Origin of the sequence: Actinoallomurus oryzae, from assembly GCF_039541955.1 — a bacterium.
In the GTDB taxonomy this organism is placed as follows: Bacteria; Actinomycetota; Actinomycetes; order Streptosporangiales; family Streptosporangiaceae; genus Actinoallomurus; species Actinoallomurus oryzae.
Genome location: NZ_BAABHF010000017.1, coordinates 94,612 through 116,433 on the forward strand (window position 1 = coordinate 94,612; position 21,822 = coordinate 116,433).

A 21,822-nucleotide genomic window follows, 5' to 3' on the forward strand; every position below is an offset into this window, starting at 1 on the left:
CGGTCGTTACTCGGTTGTGGACTTAGTAATACAGTTCACATATCGATGGACGGGTATCCCTATCGCACCGCTGTCGGGCGGCATTTCGGAAAGGCCAGCTCTCCGATTTAGACCTAGATGCGTAAATTGACCCGATACAAGACCGTACGTACGAACACCGATCAGCTCCTTGAGGTCGCCTGCACGTTGAACAACTTCCCGACCAGCTGCGGCGGGACAGTGACCAACCTGGGGACGATACCCATGTCGGTGCGCGCACCGGTCGCCACCGGACCGAACAGAACGGTTCCGCTCGGTCGGAACCGGCTTACCCGGTGAAGCCCGTGAAAATGTCGGTGAACTCGTAGGTGCTCTGGCTGATGCCGCTGCACGTCGGGGACACGCTGCCGTTCGGGCAGCCACCGTTGTCCCGGCCGACCGACCAGAAACCGATGTAGCCCACGTGGTTCGACTGGGCGTAGCTCAGCACCTGGCGGGCGATGGCCTGGGTGGTCGTCGGGCCCGTGTCGTTCTTGCCGATCATCGGGGTCAGGCCCAGCATGCCCTTCAGGTCGGCGTCGCTCTTTCCCGGCCAGATCTGCTTCATCTGGGCCAGCGTCGCGTTCGCGGCCGAGATGATCGCGCTGCCCCAGTCGCCCGTGTAGCCGAAGTCCATCAGCATCGGGTTGACCGTGACGTTCAGCCCGCGGGACGCGGCGTCCTGCAGGATCTGCACCGAGAAGGGGTCCACGCCGTAGTCCTGGCCCTGGACCCGCAGCGTGTAGGTGATGGCGGTGCCGCGCTCGCTCTGCAGCTGCTTGAGCGCCGTGTTCACGGTCGCCACCGGGATCGCGGCCTCCACGTCGACGTCCAGGCGGTTGCTGCCCACGGCGTCCAGCGCCTTCTTGTACGCGTCCTCCAGCGCGGCGCTGGAGGAGCAGGTGTTCTCCAGGTACGGCCCGGCGACGCCGCCGGTGGCCACGGTCACGTCGCCGCCGACGCCCTTGAGGTCGTTGACCTCACCGATGACACGCGAGTCGTTCAGCGCGACCGTGCCGCCCCAGGACGGGTCGCAGCCGGCGCTGTCGGCCAGGGCGAAGGCGAGCGTGAAGTGTTTCTGGCCGGTCGCGTTCGCCACGTCCCGCAGCGCGGGCGTGGCCATCGTGATGTCCACGTACGGGGAGAACCGCCCGGAGCCCGCGGCGGCGTGCGCCGGCGCGGCGGGCGACAGCAGGAGGGCGAGGGGCAGCAGGAGTGCTCCGAGGATGACTCTCTTCATGGGGCGGGGAACCTTTCGATGCGGGGGATGACCGGTTCCCGGCCGCGGCCTGGCGGGACGCCGCGACCGGGAACCGGGGCTCAGCCGGTGAACCGGGCGACGATCCGGGCGAAGTCGTACGGCTGCTGGTCCACGCCGCTGCACGCGCCGTCGACCCAGCCGACGTTTCCGGTGCACGCGCGGTCCCGGTTGAGGGACCAGAACGACAGCCGGGCGAGGTGGTGGGCGCTCGCGTAGCCGAGCAGTGTGGTGAAGGTGCCGGTGGTGAACAGCTCGCTGGGCTGGTCGGTGTGGCCGTTCATGAGCGTCAGGCCGGTTCGGGCGTAGATCTCGTCGGAGGACAGGTCGGGCCGCAGCGCGGCGAGCTGGGTGTGCGCGGCCTCCATCACCTTCTCCACGTCGGCCGCCATGGTCGCCGCGGGGCCGCCGTAGTCGAACGCCATGACCGCGTACGTGTCGATGTCCGCGCCGTTGTCCTTCGCCCGCTGGATCTCGGCCCGGTCAAGGTCGCTCAGCCCGACCGTGGTCACGGGCATGGTCAGGGAGACGTCGAGGGTGCGCCCCGCGGCGGCGGCGTGCTGCTTCAGCATCCGTACGGCCTGGAACCGGCGTGTCTCTCCGGCGACGTCGCCGAGGTCGTCGCCCTCGATGTCCAGGTCGATGTGCGTGAGCCCGTATGCGTCGATGACCTGCTGGTACGCCTGCGCGAGCGAGGAGGCGTCCGGGCAGGCGGCGCCGAGCTCGACGCCGTTGTAGCCGCCGAAGGACACCGCGACGTCGCCGCCGGCCGCGCGTACCGCGTCGACGTCGGCCTTCACGGTGGTGTCGTTCAACGCGGATCGCGTGCCGTCCCAGGTCGGCGTGCAGCCGCCACCGGACGGGGCGAGCACGAAGGCCAGGATGAGCTGCCGGACGTTGCCGGTGATCTCGGAGATCGGCTGCGGGTCGTTGTCGAGCGGCATGAAGTACGGCGCGGCGCGCAGCGGAGCCGCCGCCGCGCGGGGAGCGGACGAGGCGGACGCGGGGCGGGCGGTGAGGAGCAGCAGGCAGGCGGCCAGGGCCGCCCATGCGCGGTGGCGGACACGCACGAGTCCTCCTAGCGGGCGCCCGCACGAGGGCGGGCAGGGGTCGCGGGTGGCAGTCGCTGTCGCGGCGTCCGGGCGCGCCCCCGTACCCGCACCGTGCCGACGCGGCATTGACAAGAGTGCACTAGATCCGGTCAGGATCCGTCAATATCTAAAAGGAAAGTTTCCTAAAAATCGTGCCCATCGGCACTCCGGGCGCGCGGCGGTGGACGGTCCTCGGGGAGGGAGGTTCGGGAACGAACGGACCCGGGATGGAGGCCCCGTTCGGCGGCGACGTGTGGTTTGATCGGCTGGAGGTCGGTGGATGGCCCTGTTCCCCGGACGGGAGGCCGCGGGCGATGCTTCGTTTCCTGATCCGCCGGGTCCTGTCCGGTGTGCTCGTCATGTGGCTCGTCACCACCGTCGTGTTCCTGCTGTTCTTCGCCACCTCCCGCGACCCGGCCGCGCGGTTCGCCGGCAAGTCCGCCACCCCGGAGACGCTCGCGCTGCTCCGCCACCGGATGGGCCTGGACGAACCCCTGCCGCTGCAGTACTGGCACTTCGTGACGCGGTTGCTGTCGGGCGACCTCGGCTACTCGTACGCCACCCGCAGCCCGGTCGACGGGCTGATCGAGAACGCGCTGCCGGTCACCGTGTCGCTGGTCTGCGGCGCCGCCGTACTGTGGCTCCTCACCGGGGTGGTCACCGGGGTCATCAGCGCGACCCGGGCGCGCTCCGTCGTGGACCGGGGCATCACGACGGTCGTGATCCTGGGTATGTCCGTGCCGGTCTTCGTCACCGCGGCGACCCTGCTCTACCTGCTGGCCTTCAAGCTGCCGGTCTTCCCCCTCGGCGGGTACGTCCCGCTCCACGAGGACCCGGCGGAGTGGTTCTACCACCTGATGCTTCCGTGGATCACGGGCGCGCTGCTGCAGTCGGCCGTCTACACCCGGCTGACCCGTGGCTCGCTGCTCGACGTGCTCGATGAGGACTACGTCCGTACGGCACGCGCGAAAGGCCTGTCCGAACGCCGGGTGGTCTACCGCCACGGCCTGCGATCGGCGCTGACGCCGATCGTCACGCAGTTCGGCATGGACCTCGGGGCGGTGCTGGGCGGCGCCCTGGTCACCGAGACCGTCTTCGGCCTGCAGGGCATGGGCGAGCTCACCGTACGGTCGATGACCTCCGGCGACCTGCCGGTCATCATGGCCGTCGTGCTGCTCGCCGCCCTGGGCACCGTGGTCGCCAACATCCTCGTCGACGCCGCCTACGCCATCCTCGACCCCCGCGTACGCCTCACCTGACGTGCGACCTCCGGGGAACGATCAGTCCTAACAGGTCAGCGGCGCTTTGACGGTGCGGATTGGTACTCTCCTGCCATGGCCGCACAGGACCTCGCCAAGCTCGCGCACCTGCGTCGCGCACGGGATCTGATCGACCGGGAGTACGCACGTCCGCTCGACGTGGCGACCATGGCCCGGCAGGCGCTCATGTCACCGGCGCACTTCGCGCGGCAGTTCCGGGCGGCCTACGGCGAGACCCCGTACAGCTACCTCATGACCCGCCGGATCGAGCGGGCGATGGCGCTGCTGCGCGCGGGGATGAGCGTGACCGACGCGTGCATGACGGTCGGCTGCACCTCGCTGGGCTCGTTCAGCTCCCGGTTCACCGAGATCGTGGGAGAGACGCCGAGCGCCTACCGGCTCCGCGAGCACGGCGCCATGGCGGCCATGCCCGCCTGCGTGGCGAAGGTCGCCACCCGGCCCACCCGGGGCGCGACGGGCAAAGACCGCGAAGCGGCCGCCTAGCGCACTCACTCCAGGAGACCGCGACGCTCGCTGTCGCCGTCAGGCGTTCTCACGTGGCGCCAGGGGCGCCAACCGGGCCACCGGCGGTAGCGGCGAGTGCTCCGGGGAAACCTGGAACGCCTGGATCATGAGCGCGGCGAAGCGCCGGGAGGCCGCGACCCGGGCGGCCGTCGAGGGGGCGTGGATGCCGCGGTTGGCCATGAGCATGAGGAACAGGTCGTCCAGCACCCAGTCGGGGCGTAGGCGGCCGGTCTCCTTGGCCCGGCCGGCCAGTTCGGCGATCGACTTCAGCACCCGTTCGCGGTCCGCGGCGAAGTCCATCGCGTTGGGGAGGGCCGACATGAAGGCGGCGGTGAAGCCCCGGTTGCGCGCGTGCAGTTCGCAGATCCTCTCCAGCAGCAGGCAGAAGCCGCGCCACGGATCCGGCTCGGCGAGGCCCTCCTCGACGATGGCGTGACACGCCCGCATCTCGTCCGTGAACGCCTCGGTGAGCAGCAGTTGCTTGGTCGGAAACCGGCGGTAGAGGGTGGCGGGGCCGACCCCGGCGCGCCGGGCGATCTCCCGCATGGGCACGTTCAGACCTTCCGCGGCGAACAGCGCGCGAGCCGCATCGAGGATGCGCTCACGGTTGTCCAGGGCGTCGGAGCGCAGCATGTGAGGCAAACGGTCGGTCACCGCTCTCACTTTAGCCAAACGGACGGGGGCGTCCGTTAACGTCCGGACCGATGGAAACGCGGCGTTGTCCCAGAACACCGCGTGAACCCGGTACATGGAGGCGAGCATTGAAGGCGGTAGCGATCCAGTCGTTCGGAAGTCCCTCGGGCCTGGCGGTCATCGACCTCCCGGTCCCGGCCCCCGCCGACGGACAGGTGCTGATCGCCACTGAGGCGATCGGTGTCGGCGGCGTCGACGTCCTGATCCGCAGCGGTGCTCTCGCCGACTACGGCTTCGCGGAGGGCCACATCCCCGGCAGCGAGGTGGCGGGCACCGTGACGGCGGTCGGCGACGGCGTCGACACGTCATGGATCGGCCGGCGCGTGTGGGCGTTCACCGGCGTGGGCGGCGGCTACGTCGAACAGGCGGTCGCCCCGGTCGATGAGGTCCTCCCCCTGCCCGCGGGCCTGTCGGCCGTCGACGCGGTGACGCTCGGGAGCTCGGGGGTGGTGGCCCACTTCGCCCTCGCCCATGCCCACTTCGCCCCCGGCGAGTCGGTGCTGGTCCGCGGCGCGGCCGGCAGCATCGGGGTCACGACGGTCCAGCTCGCCGCTCGTGGTGGGGCCGGCGCGGTGGCGGTCACGACGTCGTCGGCCGAGCGCGGCGATCGCCTGCGCAAGCTCGGCGCGACCCACGTGCTGGACCGCTCCGGCGAGGGAGACGCGGACGCTCCCCCGGGCTACGACGTCATCGTCGACATCGTCGCCGGAGCGGACCTGCCCTCGTTCTTCGCCAGGCTCAACCCGAACGGGCGCATGGTGGCCGTCGGCATGGTCGGCGGCCCGCCGCCGGCGGACTTCGGCATGACGATGATGGCGGCGTTCCGCAAGTCGATGTCGTTCGCCACCTTCAGCGCCGACACCGTGCCGGTGTCCGATCGGCGTGCCGTGAGGGCCGGGCAGTTCGCCGCCGCGGGCCGTGGCGAGCTGGAGATGGTCGTGCACGAGCTGCTGCCGCTGGACCAGGCCGTGTCGGCCCACCGGAAGATGGACGCCGGCGAGGTGTTCGGCCGCATCGTGCTGACGCCATGACCCCCGCTCGCTCCGCCTAGGGTTCGTCGCGCCAGCGGCCGATCAGCTGGAAGTACAGGTAGCCGCCGGTCTCGCGCATGATGTACTGGACCTGCGTGTCGCGCGAGTAGACCATCGGGCCGCTGCGCGTCGGCGACGTCACCGCCTTGATGCCGTTGGCACGTGCCATGGTGCGGGAGCGCAGCTCGTGCGGCGGGTCGGTGACGATCACCGCGGTGTGCCAGTGGAGCTTACGGAACTCCTCCCCCGCCGCGACCATGCTCTGCAGCGTGTCCTTGCCCGTCGGCACGGCGACCAGCCGGCTCGCCGGTACGCCGTGCTCGTTGAGCCAGGTCTTCCCGGTGCCCGCCTCGGTGTAGTGGTCACCCGGCTGGTTGCCGCCGACCGTCAGGATGTGCGGCGCGACACCGTCCTTGTAGAGGGTGAGGGCGTGCCGCAGCCGCCATTCGAGCACGTCGCCGGGGGTCCCGTTGTTCTGGGTGGCGCCCAGCACGATGATCGCGTCCGAGTGCGTACGGACGTCCTCCCGCGCGACGTACCAGACGTAGAAGCCGGCGGCCAGCGGCGTGCCGACCACGATCGCGACGATCAGGAAGAAGGTCCGCACCACCCAGCGCCACGGCCCGCGCCGCCGACGCCGCTCACCCCCACCGCCCTCGTCGTACGGGCGGCCGGGCTCCTCGTACGGGACCACGGGTTCGTCCGCCTCCGGCACGGCGCGGGGCCGCCGGGGCAGATCCTCGCGTGTCGGGTCGGCCTGCCGCCGGGGCAGGTCGACCCGCGTGCGCGGTGACCCGCCGGTCTCCCGGCGGATCTCAAGGGTCGGTTCGGTGCCGTCCGGCCGTCCGGTGATCGCTCCTCCATCCATCACGACCGGTCAGACGAGTGTGACGGGCCGATGGTTCGGTGACGCTCGCTACCCCTTCGACTGTATCGCCGCGCGGCCCGCCTCCAGGCGTGCCACGGGGATGCGGAACGGCGAGCAGGAGACGTAGTCCAGACCGACCTCGTGGAAGAAGTGGACCGAGTCCGGGTCACCGCCGTGTTCGCCGCAGATGCCCAGCTTGAGGCCCGGTCGCGTCGCCCGGCCCTCCTCCGCGGCGATGCGCACCAGCCGCCCGACGCCGTCGACGTCGAGCGTCTCGAACGGGGAGACGCCGAAGATGCCGAGTTCGAGGTAGCGGCCGAAGAAAGCCGACTCCACGTCGTCGCGTGAGAAGCCCCACGTGGTCTGGGTGAGGTCGTTGGTGCCGAAGGAGAAGAACTCGGCGGCCTCGGCGATCTGCCCGGCCGTCATCGCGGCGCGGGGCAGCTCGATCATCGTGCCGATCAGCGCCTCGACGCCGACGTCGGCGAGCACCTTCTCGGCCTCCTCGCGGATGTACTCCAGCTCCTGCACGGCGCCGACGAGCGGGATCATGATCTCCGCGTGCGGCTCCTTGCCGGCCTCCTTCAGCTCGGCCGCCGCCTCGGCGATCGCGCGTACCTGCATGCCGAACAGGCCGGGGATCACCACGCCGAGCCGTACGCCGCGCAGGCCGAGCATGGGGTTCTGCTCGTGCAGCCGGCGCACCGCCTCCAGCAGCCGCTCGTCGTCGGAGGAGGCGTCTCCGGTGGCGACCCGTACGGTCAGGTCGGTCAGGTCGGGCAGGAACTCGTGCAGCGGCGGGTCGATCAGCCGGATCGTCACCGGCAGCCCGTCCATCGCCGCGAAGATCTCCTTGAAGTCCTGTTTCTGCAGCGGCTCCAGGGCCCGCAGGGCGGCGCTCCGGTCCTCCTTGGTCTCGGCGAGGATGAGGTCCTCGACGTACTGGCGGCGCTCGCCGAGGAACATGTGCTCGGTCCGGCACAGCCCGATCCCCTGCGCGCCGAACCTGCGGGCGCGGGCGGCGTCCTCGCCGTTGTCGGCGTTGGCGCGTACGGCCAGGCGGCGCCGGGAGTCGGCGTGGCGCATGAGCCGGTCCACCGACGCGACCAGCTCGTCGCCGTCGGAGGCCGCGAGCGTGCCCTCGAAGTACTGGACCACCGGCGAGTCCACGACCGCGACCTCGCCGAGGTAGACGGCGCCGGTGGTGCCGTCGATGGAGATCACGTCGCCCTCTTTGATCGTCACGCCGCCGGGCGCGGTCGCCTGGCGGGACTTGACGTCGATCTCCAGTTCCTCCGCGCCGCACACGCAGGTCTTGCCCATGCCGCGGGCGACCACCGCCGCGTGCGAGGTCTTGCCGCCGCGGGAGGTGAGGATGCCGCGGGCGGCGATCATGCCGTTGAGGTCGTCCGGGCTGGTCTCGCGGCGCAGGAGGATGACGTCCTCGCCGTCGTCGGCCAGCTCGACGGCGCGGCCGGAGGTGAACACGGCCTTGCCGACGGCGGCGCCGGGCGAGGCGCCCATGCCCTCGGTGATCTTCTTGACGTCGTCGGCGATCTCGCCGAACCGGGGGAACATCAGCTGCGCGAGCTGGTCGCCGGTCACGCGGCGTACGGCCTCGTCCTCGTCGATGAGCTCCTGGTCGACGAGCTGGGTGGCGATGCGGAACGCCGCGGCCGCGGTCCGCTTGCCCACGCGGGTCTGGAGCATCCAGAGCTTGCCGCCCTCGATGGTGAACTCGATGTCGCACAGGTCGCGGTAGTGGTTCTCGAGCGTCTCCATGATCTGCAGAAGCTCGGCGTAGGACTTCTTGTCGATCTGTTCGAGCTCGGCCAGCGGCACGGTGCTGCGGATGCCGGCGACGACGTCCTCGCCCTGGGCGTTCTGGAGGTAGTCGCCGTAGATGCCCTGCTGGCCGGAGGCCGGGTCGCGGGTGAAGGCCACGCCGGTGCCGGAGTCCATGCCCAGGTTGCCGAAGACCATCGCGACGATGTTGACCGCGGTGCCGAGGTCGGCCGGGATGCGCTCCTGCCGGCGGTAGAGGATGGCGCGCGGGGCGTTCCAGGAGCCGAAGACCGCCTTGATCGCCAGGTCCATCTGCTCGCGCGGATCGGTGGGGAACTCCCGCCCGGCGTGCTCCCGGACGATCGTCTTGTACGTCGCGACCAGGCCCTTGAAGTCATCCGTGTCCAGGTCGAGGTCGGATTCGACGCCCTTGGCCGCCTTCGCCTCGTCGATGGCCGTCTCGAACAGGTCGCCGTCGATGTCCAGCACGGTCTTGCCGAACATCTGGATCAGCCGGCGGTAGGAGTCCCAGGCGAACCGCTCGTTGCCGGAGCGTTCGGCGAGGCCGTGCACCGAGTCGTCGTTCAGCCCCACGTTGAGGACCGTCTCCATCATGCCGGGCATCGAGAACTTCGCCCCGGAGCGGACGCTGACCAGCAGCGGGTCGTCCGGCTGGCCGAGGCGCTTGCCCATCTCCCGCTCCAGCGCCTCCAGGTGGCGGCCCACCTCCGCGTCGAGCCCCTCGGGCATGGCCTCGTGGTCCAGGTAGTAGCGGCAGGCCTCCGACGTGATCGTGAATCCGGGCGGCACGGGCAGGCCCAGGTTGGTCATCTCGGCGAGGTTGGCGCCTTTGCCACCAAGCAGGTCTTTGAGATCCTTGTTGCCCTCGGTGAAGTCGTACACATACTTCGGCATTGGGACGCTTCCTCACTCCCGGCGCGACGAATGCGGTGACTCTACCCACCTCTCCGTGATTCGCCCGTCACTGTCGGCTTTCATGGTTATTTCCGCAGGTCGGAGTAGGCAAAGTGGTCTATTCCAATACCGACATTCCCGGCGATATACCCAAATAACCCCCGAGGATGATCTACTTTCGGGCGGCTGCGAGTATGGACATACCCGCGTCGTCTCTGGGGATGATGCCGCCATGAGGCCCGTGACGGACGGGGGCACGGGCGAGCCCTTCGCCCCCATCGCGGAATACGGCTTCTTGTCCGACGCCGAGACCACCGCGCTGCTCGCACCGAGCGGCAACGTGGAGTGGATGTGCCTGCCGAAGTTCGACTCCCCGAGTGTGTTCGGCTCACTGCTCGACCGGGACGCCGGCTACTTCCGCGTGGGCCCGGCCGGGGTGGACGTGCCCGCGGCCCGCCGCTACATCCCCGGCACGCTGGTGCTGGAGACCACCTGGTGGACGCCCGGCGGCTGGCTGGTCGTCCTCGACACCCTGCTGATGGGTCCCTGGCACCACGAGACCGAGCGTTCGCACACGCACCGGCGCGCGCCCACCGACTACGACGCCGACCACGTGCTCCTGCGCATGATCCGCTGCGTGAACGGCCAGGTCCAGCTGCGCCTGGACTGCCTGCCGGTGTTCGACTACGGCCGGGTGCCGGCCGCCTGGGAGTACGCCGGGCCGGGTTACCACGAGGCGGTCGCCTCCGCCGACGGCGTCGAGTTGCGGCTGGCCACCGACATGAACGTCGGGTTCGAAAGCTCCCTCGCCACCGCCCGTACGCTCCTCAAACAGGGCGACACCCGTTTCGTCACGCTCTCCTGGAGCGAACACCCGCCGCCGAAGACCTACGACGAGGCGCAGAGCCGGCTGATCTGGACCGTGCACCACTGGCAGCACTGGCTGGACCGCGGCAGGTTCCCCGACCACCCCTGGCGCGGCCACCTGCAGCGCAGCGCGCTCACCCTCAAGGGCCTGACGTACGCGCCGACCGGCGCGGTCGTCGCCGCGCCGACCACGTCACTGCCCGAGAAGCCGGGCGCCGACCGCAACTGGGACTACCGCTTCACCTGGATCCGCGACGCGACGATGGCCCTGTGGGCCTTCTACACGCTCGGCTTCGACTGGGAGGCCAACGACTTCTTCTACTTCATCGCCGACGTCGCCGAGGCCGCCGGCGGACACGTGCAGATCATGTACGGGGTCGACGGCCGCGCGAACCTGGAGGAGACCGTTCTCGACCACCTCACCGGGTACGACGGCGCCCGTCCCGTACGCGTCGGGAACGGCGCCTACCTGCAAGGACAGCACGACGTGTGGGGCGGCATCATCGGCTCGATCTTCCTGTACGTCCGCAAGCGCGACCGGCTCGACGACCGGCTCTGGTCGATCATCGTCAAGCAGGTCGAGGTCTCCCTGGCGCACTGGCGCGAGCCGGACCACGGCATGTGGGAGGTGCGCGGCGAGCGCAGGCACTTCACCTCCTCCAAGCTCTTCTGCTGGGTGGCCGCCCACCGCGGCGCGCAGCTCGCACTGATCCGCGGCGACACCGACCGGGCGATGGAGTGGCAGGAGGCCGCCGACGAGATCCACACCGACATCCTGGCGAACGCCGTCGACGAGCGCGGGGTGTTCGTCCAGCACTACGACACGACCGCACTCGACGCGTCGGCGCTGCTGATCCCGCTGGTCGGCTTCCTGCCCCCGGACGACCCGCGGGTCCACGCGACCGTCTTCGCGATCGCCGACGAGCTGACCGAGGACGACCTGGTCTACCGCTACTGGCCCCACGAGACCGACGACGGCTTCGGCGGCTGCCGCGAGGGCACCTTCACGATGTGCTCGTTCTGGCTCGTATCGGCGTTCGTACTGATCGGCGAACTGGACCGCGCCATCGCCCTGTGCGAGAAGATCCTGTCCTACGCCAGCCCGCTCCAGCTGTACGCCGAGGAGATCGACGTGCACAGCGGCCGCCACCTGGGCAACTTCCCGCAGGCCTTCACCCACCTGGCCCTGATCAACGCCGTGATGATGGTCATCCGCGCCGAACGCCGCGAACCCCGCGCGCCCTTCGTCTGACCGCCCTCACGTTCGAGGTGGGGCGGTGGCGTACTCCTCGTCGGTGACGGGGGTCAGCCAGTGCACGACGTCGCGGTCGGCGTCGCTCTCGTTGATGGCCAGGTGGACCATCAGCCGGTTCGGGGCGGCGCCGTGCCAGTGCATGGCGCGCCGCTCGTCCATGGCCTTGTAGCCCTCGGCGACCTGCTCCAGGGGCAGGGTGAGGTCGAAGACCCTGCCCGGGTCGATCCGTCCCGACAGGACGCGGTCGATCAGGTCGGGCAGGTAGCGGCGTACGGGGGCGGGGCCGCCGCGGAGGCCGACGTGGGAGTGGAAGAGTTCCTGGCCGTCGACCTGCACCTCGTGGGGAACGCCGACGAAGCCGACGTCGCCGCCCGGCCGTGCCGAGCCCAGGGCCTGCAGCATCGCCTGGGCGGTGCCCACGCATTCCAGCACCGCGTCGGCGCCGATCCCGCCGGTGAGGTCCTTGACGCGGGCGACGCCCTCGTCGCCGCGCTCGGTGACGATGTCGGTGGCGCCGAACTCCCGGGCGAGCCGCCGGCGGCTCTCGTGGCGGCTCATCGCGATGATCCGCTCCGCGCCCATCTCCTTCGCGGCGATCACCGCGCACAGGCCCACCGCCCCGTCGCCGACCACCACGGCGCTGGAGCCCGGCTTCACCTCCGCGGCCTCGGCCGCCCACCAGCCGGTGCCCATGACGTCGGAGACGGCCAGCAGGCCGGGCCAGAACTCTTCGCCCGGCACTCCCTCGGTGGCGACCAGGGTCCCGTGGGCGTTGGGGATGCGCACGTACTCCGCCTGGCAGGTGCTCATGAACTCCCGGTCGAGGCAGTTGGACTGGATGCCGTTGCGGCAGTTCGCGCAGGTGTTGTCCGAGGTGGCGAACGAGCCGACGACGAACTGGCCCGGCTCCACCGAGGTGACCGCGCCGCCGGTCTCCTCCACGATGCCGACGTACTCGTGGCCCATCGGATGTGGCTCGCCGGTCGGTTCCAGGCCGCGGTAGGGCCACAGGTCGGATCCGCACACACAGGTGACGGCCGTCCGGATGATCGCGTCGGTCGGCTTGAGGATCTTCGGGTCGTCGAGGGTCTCGAAGCGCACATCGCCGGGAGCGTGGATCACTGCTCCGCGCATGGGGGCTCCTTCTCCGGTAAGGAAAGGGCACGCCGCTGGTGCCCGTATGCGGTCGTGTACCGGGGGTACGAGGGCGGCGGCACCGTCCTCGTACGTGCGTCCCGGACGGGCGCTTTCCCGGACGCGGCGCCGTCGCGCCGCAGGTGGGAAGTGCCACGTCCTCCAGGTAACCGGCTCTGCTCGCGGTCAGCGAGTCACCAGCGAGAGGTGTACTCCCGGTACACCCCTCCCACGGCGCGCAGGTCGTACGGTCGAGGTGTGGACAACCGTGACGAGGTCCGCGAGTTCCTCACCTCGCGGCGAGCGAAGATCACTCCGGAGCGGGCTGGCGAACCTCGCCCGCTTCAACTTCCTCGACCCCGCCTCGCGGCGCTTCTACCCCGACTGGGACCTCTTCGCCGACATGGCGGTGGCCATCCTGCGCACCGAAGCCGGCCGCAACCCCCACGACAAGGGCCTGCACGACCTCGTCGGCGAGCTGTCCACCCGCAGCGAGGAGTTCCGCGGCCGCTGGGGCGCCCACAACGTCCGCCACCACGGCACCGGCACCAAGCGGTTCCATCACCCGGTCGTCGGCGAGCTCACTCTGGCCTACGAGGGCCTGGAGATGGCCGCCGAACCCGGCCTCACCCTCACCATCTATACCGCCGAGCCCGGATCGCCCTCCGAGGAGGGTCTGCGCCTGCTCGCCTCCTGGGCCGCCACCGAACAGGCCGGCTCACCCACACGCCGATCCACCGGCTGAACCCCTCGGAGCCCGAGAGACGGGCCGCAGTGCGGCTCTACCAGGCGTACGCCTCAGCGAGCGGCAGTGCCTCTATATTAGAGGCATGAATGATTCTTCGGTCTTGTCCGCCTGGCGGTCGGGTGACGGCGACTCGCTCTACGACGTCCTGGCCGAGGACGTGACGTTCTCGAGTCCGGTCGCCGACTACCACGGCCGTCCGAACGCGTCGCACCTCCTCGGGTTGATCGCCGAATTGCTCGAAGAGGTCGACCAGACCGGAGCGTACGGCGATGAGCGCGACGGCGTGTACGCCTTCACCGCCCGCGTCGAGGATCGGCGAGTGCAGGGCATCGTGCGTGAGGAGCGGGCCGAAACGGGGGAACTGACGCACGTGACCCTGTTCCTGCGGCCGTACGCGGCGCTGAGGACGGCGATCGGCAGAATGCGGGAGGCGTTGGAACGCTCGCCGCTGCCGGCCCGGGCGTGAACGCGGCGGTACGCGAGCGATGGCGACCGCACCACGGCCCGGACGGCCCGTTCGCGGGTCGGCGACCGGGCGGCCGATCATGGCCTTGTTCGACCTGGTGGGGCGACGGTGGACGCTGCGTGTCATCTGGGAACTCGAGCAGGCCGCCCGGCCGCTGACCTTCCGCGGGCTGCGCGCCGCCTGCGACGATCTCTCGTCGAGCGTGCTCACCCGGCGATTGGCTGAACTCACCGAAGCCCGGATCGTCGAGCGGGTCAGCGACGGCTATGTGTTGACCGCGACCGGCCACGACCTCGTCCGCAGCCTGGAACCGGTGCTGGCCTGGGCACGAGACTGGAGCCGCGATCTCACCGACACCGACCGGTGAGCCTCGATCCGCGTCCCGGGACGGGCTCACGCGGTGAGCGAGGTCGGGGTGGATGGGCCGCCGGCTCGTCCTCTCCCCCTGAGCGGGCACGGCGACGGCCCGGTCCGGAGCGGTTCCGGACCGGGCCGTACGTGAACCCGGGTCAGCCCACCGTCTCCGCCACCGGGGCGTCCCAGTCGATCGTGTGGCGCTGTTCCCAGCCCATGGACTTCTCGATGTTCATGGCCTTGAACGCGAGCGGCATCAGCACCGACATGGCCCGGCGCGCCACCGGGCCCGGGGTCTTGGTGCTGTTGACCTTCCGGCCGCGCGCCGCGATCTTCTCGACCCGCGTACGGCGGAGGCGCTCGTACGCGGCGAACGCCGAGGAGGGGTCGGGCAGGTCGCGCAGGCAGCGGGCCAGTTCGATCGCGCTCTCGATGGCCAGCGAGGCACCCTGTCCGGTGCTGTTGGACGGCGCGTGCACGGCGTCGCCGACCAGCACCATGCGGCCGCGGTGCCAGTGCGGCACGGGTGGCATGATGTGGAGCGCCCCGACGACCTGCAGGGTCTCCGGGACCGTGCGTTCGGCCAGCCGGCCGCCCGGGACGTCGCCCGCGTACGTCTCCCGCAGCGTGCGCAGCCACTTCTCCGCCGGGATCGCCCGCGCCTCGCTCAGCGTCATGTACGTGCGCGAGGGCAGGTTGGCGCCCCACGCGATCCCGCCGCCGGGCTGCGGCCAGTACAGGTAGTACGCCCGGCTGCCGTACGCGAAGGTCATCGTGCCGGGCTCGAGGTCGAGGTCGACGTCGGCGTGCCCGCCGAAGCCGAGCAGGCCGGTGTAGTCGGGGCCGGGCGCGTCCGGGTCGATCAGCGTCCGTACGGTGGAGCGGACGCCGTCGGCCCCGATCAGGACGTCGGCGCCGGCGCTGGAGCCGTCGGCGAACCGCGCGGTGACGCCACCCGGCCCGTCGTCGGCACCCACCAGGCGCTTGCCGTACGCGAACCGCACCCCGGCCGCGAGCGCCCGCTGCCGCAGCACCCGGTGCAGGTCGCCGCGCTCGACCACCTGCAGGGGCGCCACGTCCCGCAGGCCGGGCAGCGCGCGGGGCTCTCCCCTGCCGAACGTCATCGCCGTCCGCCGTATCGGGACGGCGATGGCGCGGACGGCGTCGTCGGCGTCGATGACGCCGAGCGCCGCGAGGCCGTTCGGGGCGAGGGCGAGCGCGCCGCCGATGCCGTCCGAATCCGCCGGGTACGCCTCGTGGACGGTCGCCTCGATCCCCGCCTTGGCCAGTGCGGTGGCCACGACCGGACCGGCGATCCCGCCGCCGATGACGACCGCGGTACGTACGTTGGACATGGTTCTCTCCTGTGGGGTGCGCCGGCGCGGGGCGCCGACGTGCTGATTCGTGGGTGAGCGCGAACCGCCCCCGCGTGAGAACCCGGATATCCTTCGGTTGCCGCCTCGTGGCCGGGTTCGTGTACGCGGGCATCGGTTCGAGGAAGGTCCCGGTGGCGGTGTTGCCGCACCGCCACCGGGGCAGATCGTGGAACCGGCTTCGACCCTCAGTCCGGTGACAGCCCCCTCTCGGCGATCTCCGCCATCTCGTCGGGCATCTCGCCGGTCTGGTGCCACGCTTGCCATACGTCGAGGCCCGGGAACGCACCGGACGTCAGCTCGTCGAGCAGCGAGCGGCTCCAGGCCGCCTCCGCCTCGAGCATCGCCAGGCCGTACTCGTTCTCGATGAGGAACAGCCGGGGAATGCCCTCGTCGCCGGTCCGCGCGAGCGCCGCCCGCTGGTCGCCGATCGACTCCTCCAGGCGGCCGAGCCGCTCCTGGAGCAGGGCGATCGCCTCCCGCGGGGGCAGCACGGCGAGCACCGAGAGACCCGCCGCGAACCTCGGGTGCTCGGTCCGCGGCACCGAGATCAGCTCCCGGGTCCAGTCGACCAGCTCACGCTTGCCCGCCTCGGTGATCGCGTAGATCGTGCGCTCCGGGCGGGCGCCCGCCCGGTCGGTCCCGACGACCTCGAGGAAGCCGTGCTTGGTCATGTTCTGGACCACGGTGTAGAGCGAGCCCCACTTGACGTCCATGTCCTGGTCCTTGCCACGGGCACGCATCACCGAGGCCATCTCGTACCGGTGCATGGGCCGGGTGTAGACCGTGGCCAGCACCGCGAGGGCCAACAGATTGCCGACCTTGCGCTTCTCGACCATGACGCCCGCCTTCCGCTTTACTCGTCTACGAATATACGTGTACGAGTAATGACCTCGCAAGGCCGGATCCGCGGGAGATCAGTCGAGAACCGCCAGCAGCCCCTTGGCGAATTCCTTCGGTGACTCGACCGCTCCGAGGTGTCCGCCCGGGAACTCGACGACCTGGGATCCGAGCAGCTCCGCGAGCCGCGCGACCGGCCCGTACAGCGGCACCTGATCGCGCGAGTCGCGCCCGGCCGCCGGCACCAGCTTGCGGGCGACGGGGCGGAGCGCGGCCAGGTCGGGAACGGTCGAGGAGAACGGGACCAACATGTGTCCCAGGAACACCGGCAGGTTGGCGTGCATCCGGGGGGCCATCTCCTGGATCTCGGGCGGTGGTTCGGCCGCCTCCGCCGAGGGCCGGCCCCCCAGCCCTTCGCCGAGCCGGGCCATCGCCGGTCCCGCCCCTTCGGCGCGGAAGATCTCACGCACTTCGGCGAACAGTGCCCGATGCGGAGCCGGGTCGTCGAGGAGTTCGAGCAGCGGCGGCTCGTGCGCGACGACGCGACGCAGCCGCCCGGGGTGCCGGGCGAGCAGGTCGACCGCCACGATGGCGCCGGAGCTGCAGCCGAGCACGGAGGCCTCCTCGTGCGGGCTGAGCAGGTCGAGCAGCCGGCGGGCGTCGTCGCTCCACACGGCCACCTCCTGGTCGGCGAGGGGGCCGTCGAGGGGGCTGCGGGACAGGCCGCGCGGGTCGTAGGAGACCACGGTGTACCGGGTGGCCAGGTCCGCGGCCATGCCCGCGTACAGCCCGGCGTCGGCGGCGCCGCCGGGGATCAGCAGCAGGACCGGTCCGCTGCCGTGCTTCTCGTAGTGGAGGGTGGCACCGGGCACCGTGAGCGTGCCGGTCAGGGGCGTGTTCATCGCGTGCTTTCTTCTCGTCGGGACGGCCAGTTCTCCAGGAGCACGTGGAGCGCGTCGAGTGAGCGCGACCAGGACTCCTGGACGTCGCGAGGGTGGTTGAAGCCCTCGCCGAGCTCCAGGTGGATGTAGCCGTGAAAGGTGGCGCGCAGCAGGCGACCGGCGTCGGTCACGTCGGGCTCGGCCAGGCCGTACGCGTGGAGCATGCCGTGGGTCAGCTCGATGCTGCGGCGCAGCCCCACCGACCCTGCGGCCTCCTCCGGCGTGATCCGCATCTGGGTCGCCGCGTAGCGGCCGGGGTGGTCGAGCGCGTACCGCCGGTACGCGTCGGCGAAGGCGACGAGCGCCTCCTTGCCCGCCCGCCCCGCCACCGCGATGGCGATGCGCTCGGTCATCTCCTCACCGGCGAGCAGCGCGACCCGTACGCGCAGGTCCCGCAGGTTCTTCACATGGGAGTACAGGCTGGCGTCCTTCACGCCGAAACGGCGCGCGAGCGCCGAGACGGTGACGTGCTCGAACCCGACCTCGTCCGCCATCTCCGCCGCCGCCTCCGTGAGCCTGACCGCACTGAGCCCGGCACGAACCATGCGCCACCTCCCACTCCCTAGGACCTCTAGTCAGAATCCTAGGGAAGCAAGGTTCGGCTGCGCAAACGAGTTCCAGCGAGCGGCGGACCCGACACGGGACCTGGCCGGCGGGCGTGCACGCGCCTGTGAGGGGAACCCTGAGCAGGAAATAGTGGGATGAGGGTGCCCCTCACACGGCCTTTTGGGCTCTCACGCTCACTGGGCCGCGGGTTCGGCCTGCTTTCAGGGCGTCGCGGACGCGGGTGATGAACTCTTCTGGGCGGTGTCTGATCAGATTGGGTGACGCGTGGACGACGAGAATGCCTCGTCTGGTCATCAGCGCGTGGCGTTCCATGGTGCGCTCCCAGCTCGCCGGGTCGAGATGCCACTCACGGGAATCGATCTCCAACGCGACTCCGGCGTCGGCCCACCACGCATCGGGCCGGCCGAGCCATTCCCCCGCCTCGGTGTAAAGATCGGCGTTCCACTGCGCCTCCGGGAGCCGCGCCTTCCGCAGTACAGAGCGCCCCTGCCCCTCGGCCACCGATCGGACACCGGCGACCACTTCGCCGACCACCTCGCGCAGTAGAGCCGAGTTCTTCATCGGGCCGTCGGCGACCTCGGCAACGATCAGTCGCAAGCTGCACTTCCGCTGCTGCACGGCGGCGGCGACGATGGCACGTACCGCGTCGATCCGGTCGAGACCCCGGCAGGCGTCGGCCACGGCCCGGTGGACGGGCGCACAGGGCAGGCCCTCCCCAGTGAGCGATGGCATCCGGCGACTCCGCGTGATCCTGACGTAGCCGACGCTGGACCGCCGCCGCTCGTGAGGAACGAGCACATCGATGTGCTCGAGGTCGTATCTCCCGGCGACGCCGTGGCGCCAGAGCGCTGCAGAGCCGGTGAGCACCGACCCCGGGCCTGCGTACAAGAGCGCTGCGATAATCCGCTGGATCAGTGTCGGCTGCCCGTCGTGTGTCACGTACACCCCTGGGAGTAACCGCTGCCAGCGACCCGCCCGACGCGTACGGTGCTCCCACGCCGCCCGCGACATCCCACCCGAAAGCGCCTGGCTGCGAGAGACCACCCCGTGCTGGAACTCGATGATGCTCCGAACCTGCGGAGGTATCCCTGAACGTCGACCCGGCATCCACCAAACCTCCACCGAACCCAAGCCCGGCCAACACCCCGAAGCACCACCTGTGGAAAACCCCCGAAGGCCGGCGAGAACGGAACCGTTGGCCGCGCGAACCGGCCCGCGCGGGTTGTGAGGGTGCCCTTCACCTCGTCATGGCCGGGTGAGGAGCACCCTCACACACCGATCGACGGCCCCGGCGGCCCGGTGAACGGACGGTCAGTCCTCGGGAGGGCGGCCGCCACGAGTTCGCAACGTGACGCGGGAGCGCAGGAGGCGGCGCATCGCGCCGTAGCTCACGTCGAACCGCTGGGCGACCTGGCGGATGCTCCAGCCCTGCTCATACAGGCGTACGGCGTCGTCGGCGGCGGCCGGTTCGCCGACGCCTCGGGCATCGGCGGCTCGGGCGTCGGCGAGGAGAGCGCGCAGGCTCGCGCGGGAGTAGCGGCGGTGGCCGCCCGGCGTACGCAGGGGCGACAGACGGCCCTCACGGGCCCAGCGGGCGATCGTCGTCGTACGGACGCCGAACAACTCGGCGACCTCACGCGGCTTGAGCAGGTCATCGTTGGGAGGGAACTCGTCGGGGAGCACGATTTCTTTCCGGGGAGAGGTCGGTCTGGAAACGGGGATCACGCACGAGGCCGTGGGTCGGCGAGGCCACCAGTGGAGCGGTGTCCCACCTGGAGACGAGGCCACAGGTCGAGACGGGCTCCAGGTCGAGATGGGGCCCAGGTCGAGATGGGGCCACGCAGTGGCTGGGGCCACGCACGGGCGGGGTCACGCAGGTGCGCGATCGCGCAGGAGCGGGGCCACGCGGGAGCGCGGTCGCACAGAAGCGGGGCCACGCGGGAGCAGGGCCGCGCCGGAGCGCGTCGCGCGGGAGCGGGGCCACGCAGGAACGCGGTCGCACGGGAGCGCGGTCGTGCGTGGGCGGGGCCACGCAGGGGCGGGGTCGCGCGGGGGCCGGGGTCACATGCGTGGGCTGGGCGGTGGGGGCTCCGGTGGGCGGGCGTCGCAGAGGGCCCACACCGTCTTGCCGCCCTGTTCCTCCAGTCGCCAGCCCCAGTCCTTCGAGCAACCCTCCACCAGCAGCAGGCCGCGCCCGTCCACCCGATCCATCGAACGCCGTCGGCGGTCGGGCAGGGCCTCGCTCGTGTCCCAGACCTCGATCAGTACGGTGCCGCCCTGGCGGGTCAGCGAGAGACGGAACACCTCGCCGGTCTTCGTGGCGTTGGTGGCCAGTTCGGCGACGATGATCAGCGCGTTGTCGAGGGCCTCGTCGAGCCCCCACTCGGCGAGCGCCATCTTCGTCAGGAGCCGGGCCTGTTCGGCCGCGATCGGATGCGGCGGGAGCGGGAATCGGTGGATCCGGCTCTCGCCGCTTCGGGGTGGCCATGCCGTCTCTTCGGCCTCGGGTATCACTCGCAATTTTCGCCTCTTCATTCTCCGAAATCCGGCGACCAGACTCACACGAGTGATTACACTGAGCTACGAACCGAAGGACACCGATTCATCGCCCCCTTTCTAGATTAACGAAACCAGCCAGATCCGGTTTCGTTCGGAGGTCCCATGGTCGCCCAACGCGAGCCGTACGAAGTCCCCGCCATCCGTGCGTTCGCCGCCGAATTAACGGCCTGGCGCTGCACGATGTCCAAGGTGGAGCTGGCCGAGCGGCTCGGCTACACTCCCCAGCTCATCGGCCAGATCGAGGGAGGTAAGAACATACCCTCCAAGCAGTTCGCCGAAGACTGCGATACCTATTTCAAGACCAACGGCCTCTTCGTGCGACTGTGGAAACTGATCATGGAGACCCGCCGCATGGCAGTCCTCCCGCCCGGCTTCTCCAAATATGTTCAATTAGAGGCTCAGGCGGGCACGATACGGACCTACAGCCTCGTACTCATTCAAGGACTTCTCCAGACAGAGGAGTACGCACGCGCGATTCTTCTGACCATTCAGCGGCCGGACACCGTCGAGCAGTTCGTGACCGCGCGCATGGAGCGCCAGGCGATCCTAACCCGAGAAAAACCGCCGCGCCTATGGGCCACTATCGACGAGCGAGCCCTCCGTAGCATGATCGGCGGCCGAGAAGTAATGCGTGGTCAACTTGAACATCTACTAGAGCTGTCCAAGCGGCCCAGCATCATGATCGAGGTAGTGCCGCAGAGCGCGGACGAATACGCCGGGCTGGGAGGCGACCTCATACTCCTCGGCTTCGACAACCAGCCCGACATCGCCTACACCGAATCGGCCGGGCGTGGCCAAGTTGTGGAGGATGCGGCCGGTGTGTCCGAGTTCCAAGTAAGGTACGACTTGATCAGGGGGCACGCCCTCCCCGTGGCGGAGTCCCGCAAATTGATCGAGTCGATCCTGGAGGACCTATGAACTCCCTGGACTGGCAGAAAAGCAGCCGCAGCGACGGTAGCGGCGGCAACTGCGTCGAAGTCGCCGTGGTCGAGTCGACACGGGACTAGTCCCGGAAATTGATCGAGTCGGCCTCGGAACGCCTATGAACTCCATGGACTGGCAGAAAAGCAGCCGCAGCGACGCGAGCGGCGGCAACTGCGTTGAGGTCGCCACCCTCTGGCGCAAGAGCAGCCGCAGCGGAGCCAGCGGCGGCGAGTGCGTCGAGGTAGCCGTGGTGAAGTCGGCTCGGGCTTAGGGGTTGCGCAGATAGGTCGGTTCGGACAGGACCAGGTACGGGACCGGCGTAGACATCAGTCGGTGGTCATGAAGCCCGGG

General features: G+C 70.1%; 23 protein-coding genes. 10 read left to right on the plus strand and 13 right to left on the minus strand.

The features are described 5' to 3' along the window. Positions 1–307 precede the first annotated feature (307 nt). A complete protein-coding gene (locus ABEA10_RS13270; RefSeq protein ID WP_345462485.1) occupies positions 308–1,258 on the minus strand; it encodes a chitinase in 951 nt (316 codons plus the stop codon). 80 nt (positions 1,259–1,338) lie between these two features. After that, positions 1,339–2,346 carry a chitinase gene (locus ABEA10_RS13275; RefSeq protein WP_345462488.1) on the minus strand — a complete coding sequence of 336 codons (1,008 nt, stop codon included), beginning with the start codon at positions 2,344–2,346 and terminating at the stop codon, positions 1,339–1,341. 335 nt (positions 2,347–2,681) lie between these two features. Between ABEA10_RS13275 and ABEA10_RS13280 the strand changes: the two genes are divergently transcribed. Continuing rightward, positions 2,682–3,626, plus strand: a complete 945-nt coding sequence (locus tag ABEA10_RS13280; RefSeq protein ID WP_345462491.1) for an ABC transporter permease — start codon at positions 2,682–2,684, stop codon at positions 3,624–3,626. 75 nt (positions 3,627–3,701) lie between these two features. Next, positions 3,702–4,130: a helix-turn-helix transcriptional regulator gene (locus ABEA10_RS13285; RefSeq protein WP_345462494.1), complete on the plus strand. Its 429-nt coding sequence runs from the start codon at positions 3,702–3,704 to the stop codon at positions 4,128–4,130. Positions 4,131–4,169: 39 nt separating this feature from the next. Here ABEA10_RS13285 and ABEA10_RS13290 read toward each other — a convergent pair whose 3' ends face one another. After that, positions 4,170–4,805 carry a TetR/AcrR family transcriptional regulator gene (locus ABEA10_RS13290; protein ID WP_345462497.1) on the minus strand — a complete coding sequence of 212 codons (636 nt, stop codon included), beginning with the start codon at positions 4,803–4,805 and terminating at the stop codon, positions 4,170–4,172. Between the two features lie 107 nt (positions 4,806–4,912). Here ABEA10_RS13290 and ABEA10_RS13295 point away from each other — a divergent pair, with 107 nt between their 5' ends. Then, on the plus strand, positions 4,913–5,875 hold the full coding sequence (locus ABEA10_RS13295; RefSeq protein ID WP_345462500.1) for a zinc-dependent alcohol dehydrogenase family protein: 963 nt from the start codon (positions 4,913–4,915) through the stop codon (positions 5,873–5,875). Positions 5,876–5,891: 16 nt separating this feature from the next. Here ABEA10_RS13295 and ABEA10_RS13300 read toward each other — a convergent pair whose 3' ends face one another. Beyond that, on the minus strand, positions 5,892–6,743 hold the full coding sequence (locus ABEA10_RS13300; RefSeq protein ID WP_345463073.1) for a YdcF family protein: 852 nt from the start codon (positions 6,741–6,743) through the stop codon (positions 5,892–5,894). 48 nt (positions 6,744–6,791) lie between these two features. Next, a complete protein-coding gene (gene ppdK / locus ABEA10_RS13305; RefSeq protein ID WP_345462503.1) occupies positions 6,792–9,443 on the minus strand; it encodes a pyruvate, phosphate dikinase in 2,652 nt (883 codons plus the stop codon). Positions 9,444–9,675: 232 nt separating this feature from the next. On the opposite strand from ppdK, the gene ABEA10_RS13310 reads away from it, so the two are divergent. Further along, complete coding sequence (locus ABEA10_RS13310) at positions 9,676–11,562, plus strand: glycoside hydrolase family 15 protein (RefSeq protein WP_345462506.1); 1,887 nt, start codon at positions 9,676–9,678, stop codon at positions 11,560–11,562. Between the two features lie 6 nt (positions 11,563–11,568). Here ABEA10_RS13310 and ABEA10_RS13315 read toward each other — a convergent pair whose 3' ends face one another. Further along, positions 11,569–12,699, minus strand: a complete 1,131-nt coding sequence (locus tag ABEA10_RS13315) for a zinc-binding dehydrogenase (RefSeq protein ID WP_345462509.1) — start codon at positions 12,697–12,699, stop codon at positions 11,569–11,571. 46 nt (positions 12,700–12,745) lie between these two features. On the opposite strand from ABEA10_RS13315, the gene ABEA10_RS13320 reads away from it, so the two are divergent. From ABEA10_RS13320 to ABEA10_RS13330, 3 genes are all read left to right on the plus strand, one after another. Continuing rightward, positions 12,746–13,444 (plus strand): MmyB family transcriptional regulator, encoded by a 699-nt coding sequence (locus ABEA10_RS13320; RefSeq protein WP_345462512.1) that lies wholly within the window; start codon positions 12,746–12,748, stop codon positions 13,442–13,444. 85 nt (positions 13,445–13,529) lie between these two features. Next, a complete protein-coding gene (locus ABEA10_RS13325; RefSeq protein ID WP_345462515.1) occupies positions 13,530–13,913 on the plus strand; it encodes a hypothetical protein in 384 nt (127 codons plus the stop codon). 79 nt (positions 13,914–13,992) lie between these two features. Continuing rightward, entirely contained in the window at positions 13,993–14,280 is a 288-nt protein-coding gene (locus tag ABEA10_RS13330; RefSeq protein ID WP_345462518.1) for a winged helix-turn-helix transcriptional regulator, read from the plus strand. A 142-nt stretch (positions 14,281–14,422) separates the two neighbouring features. Here the strand turns inward: ABEA10_RS13330 and ABEA10_RS13335 are convergent, their stop codons facing one another. From ABEA10_RS13335 to ABEA10_RS13365, 7 genes are all read right to left on the minus strand, one after another. Next, positions 14,423–15,622 (minus strand): FAD-dependent oxidoreductase, encoded by a 1,200-nt coding sequence (locus ABEA10_RS13335; RefSeq protein WP_345462521.1) that lies wholly within the window; start codon positions 15,620–15,622, stop codon positions 14,423–14,425. Between the two features lie 206 nt (positions 15,623–15,828). Beyond that, positions 15,829–16,479 (minus strand): PadR family transcriptional regulator, encoded by a 651-nt coding sequence (locus tag ABEA10_RS13340; RefSeq protein WP_345462523.1) that lies wholly within the window; start codon positions 16,477–16,479, stop codon positions 15,829–15,831. Positions 16,480–16,557: 78 nt separating this feature from the next. Next, positions 16,558–17,382: an alpha/beta fold hydrolase gene (locus ABEA10_RS13345; protein WP_345462526.1), complete on the minus strand. Its 825-nt coding sequence runs from the start codon at positions 17,380–17,382 to the stop codon at positions 16,558–16,560. Beyond that, complete coding sequence (locus ABEA10_RS13350; RefSeq protein WP_345462529.1) at positions 17,379–17,966, minus strand: TetR/AcrR family transcriptional regulator; 588 nt, start codon at positions 17,964–17,966, stop codon at positions 17,379–17,381. The genes ABEA10_RS13345 and ABEA10_RS13350 overlap by 4 nt, the downstream gene beginning before the upstream one ends. A gap of 169 nt (positions 17,967–18,135) precedes the next feature. Beyond that, positions 18,136–18,927 (minus strand): hypothetical protein, encoded by a 792-nt coding sequence (locus tag ABEA10_RS13355; RefSeq protein WP_345462532.1) that lies wholly within the window; start codon positions 18,925–18,927, stop codon positions 18,136–18,138. Positions 18,928–19,299: 372 nt separating this feature from the next. Then, complete coding sequence (locus tag ABEA10_RS13360) at positions 19,300–19,671, minus strand: helix-turn-helix domain-containing protein (RefSeq protein ID WP_345462535.1); 372 nt, start codon at positions 19,669–19,671, stop codon at positions 19,300–19,302. A gap of 378 nt (positions 19,672–20,049) precedes the next feature. Next, positions 20,050–20,502 (minus strand): ATP-binding protein, encoded by a 453-nt coding sequence (locus ABEA10_RS13365; protein WP_345463076.1) that lies wholly within the window; start codon positions 20,500–20,502, stop codon positions 20,050–20,052. A gap of 147 nt (positions 20,503–20,649) precedes the next feature. Here ABEA10_RS13365 and ABEA10_RS13370 point away from each other — a divergent pair, with 147 nt between their 5' ends. Genes ABEA10_RS13370 through ABEA10_RS13375 form a run of 3 tightly spaced genes read left to right on the plus strand, consistent with a single transcriptional unit; the run spans position 20,650 to position 21,742 of the window. After that, on the plus strand, positions 20,650–21,465 hold the full coding sequence (locus ABEA10_RS13370; RefSeq protein WP_345462538.1) for a helix-turn-helix domain-containing protein: 816 nt from the start codon (positions 20,650–20,652) through the stop codon (positions 21,463–21,465). Beyond that, entirely contained in the window at positions 21,462–21,554 is a 93-nt protein-coding gene (locus ABEA10_RS51105) for a DUF397 domain-containing protein (protein WP_425550900.1), read from the plus strand. Before ABEA10_RS13370 ends, ABEA10_RS51105 begins: the two co-directional genes overlap by 4 nt. Before the next feature lie 44 nt (positions 21,555–21,598). Then, positions 21,599–21,742: a DUF397 domain-containing protein gene (locus tag ABEA10_RS13375; protein WP_345463080.1), complete on the plus strand. Its 144-nt coding sequence runs from the start codon at positions 21,599–21,601 to the stop codon at positions 21,740–21,742. Positions 21,743–21,822 lie beyond the last annotated feature (80 nt).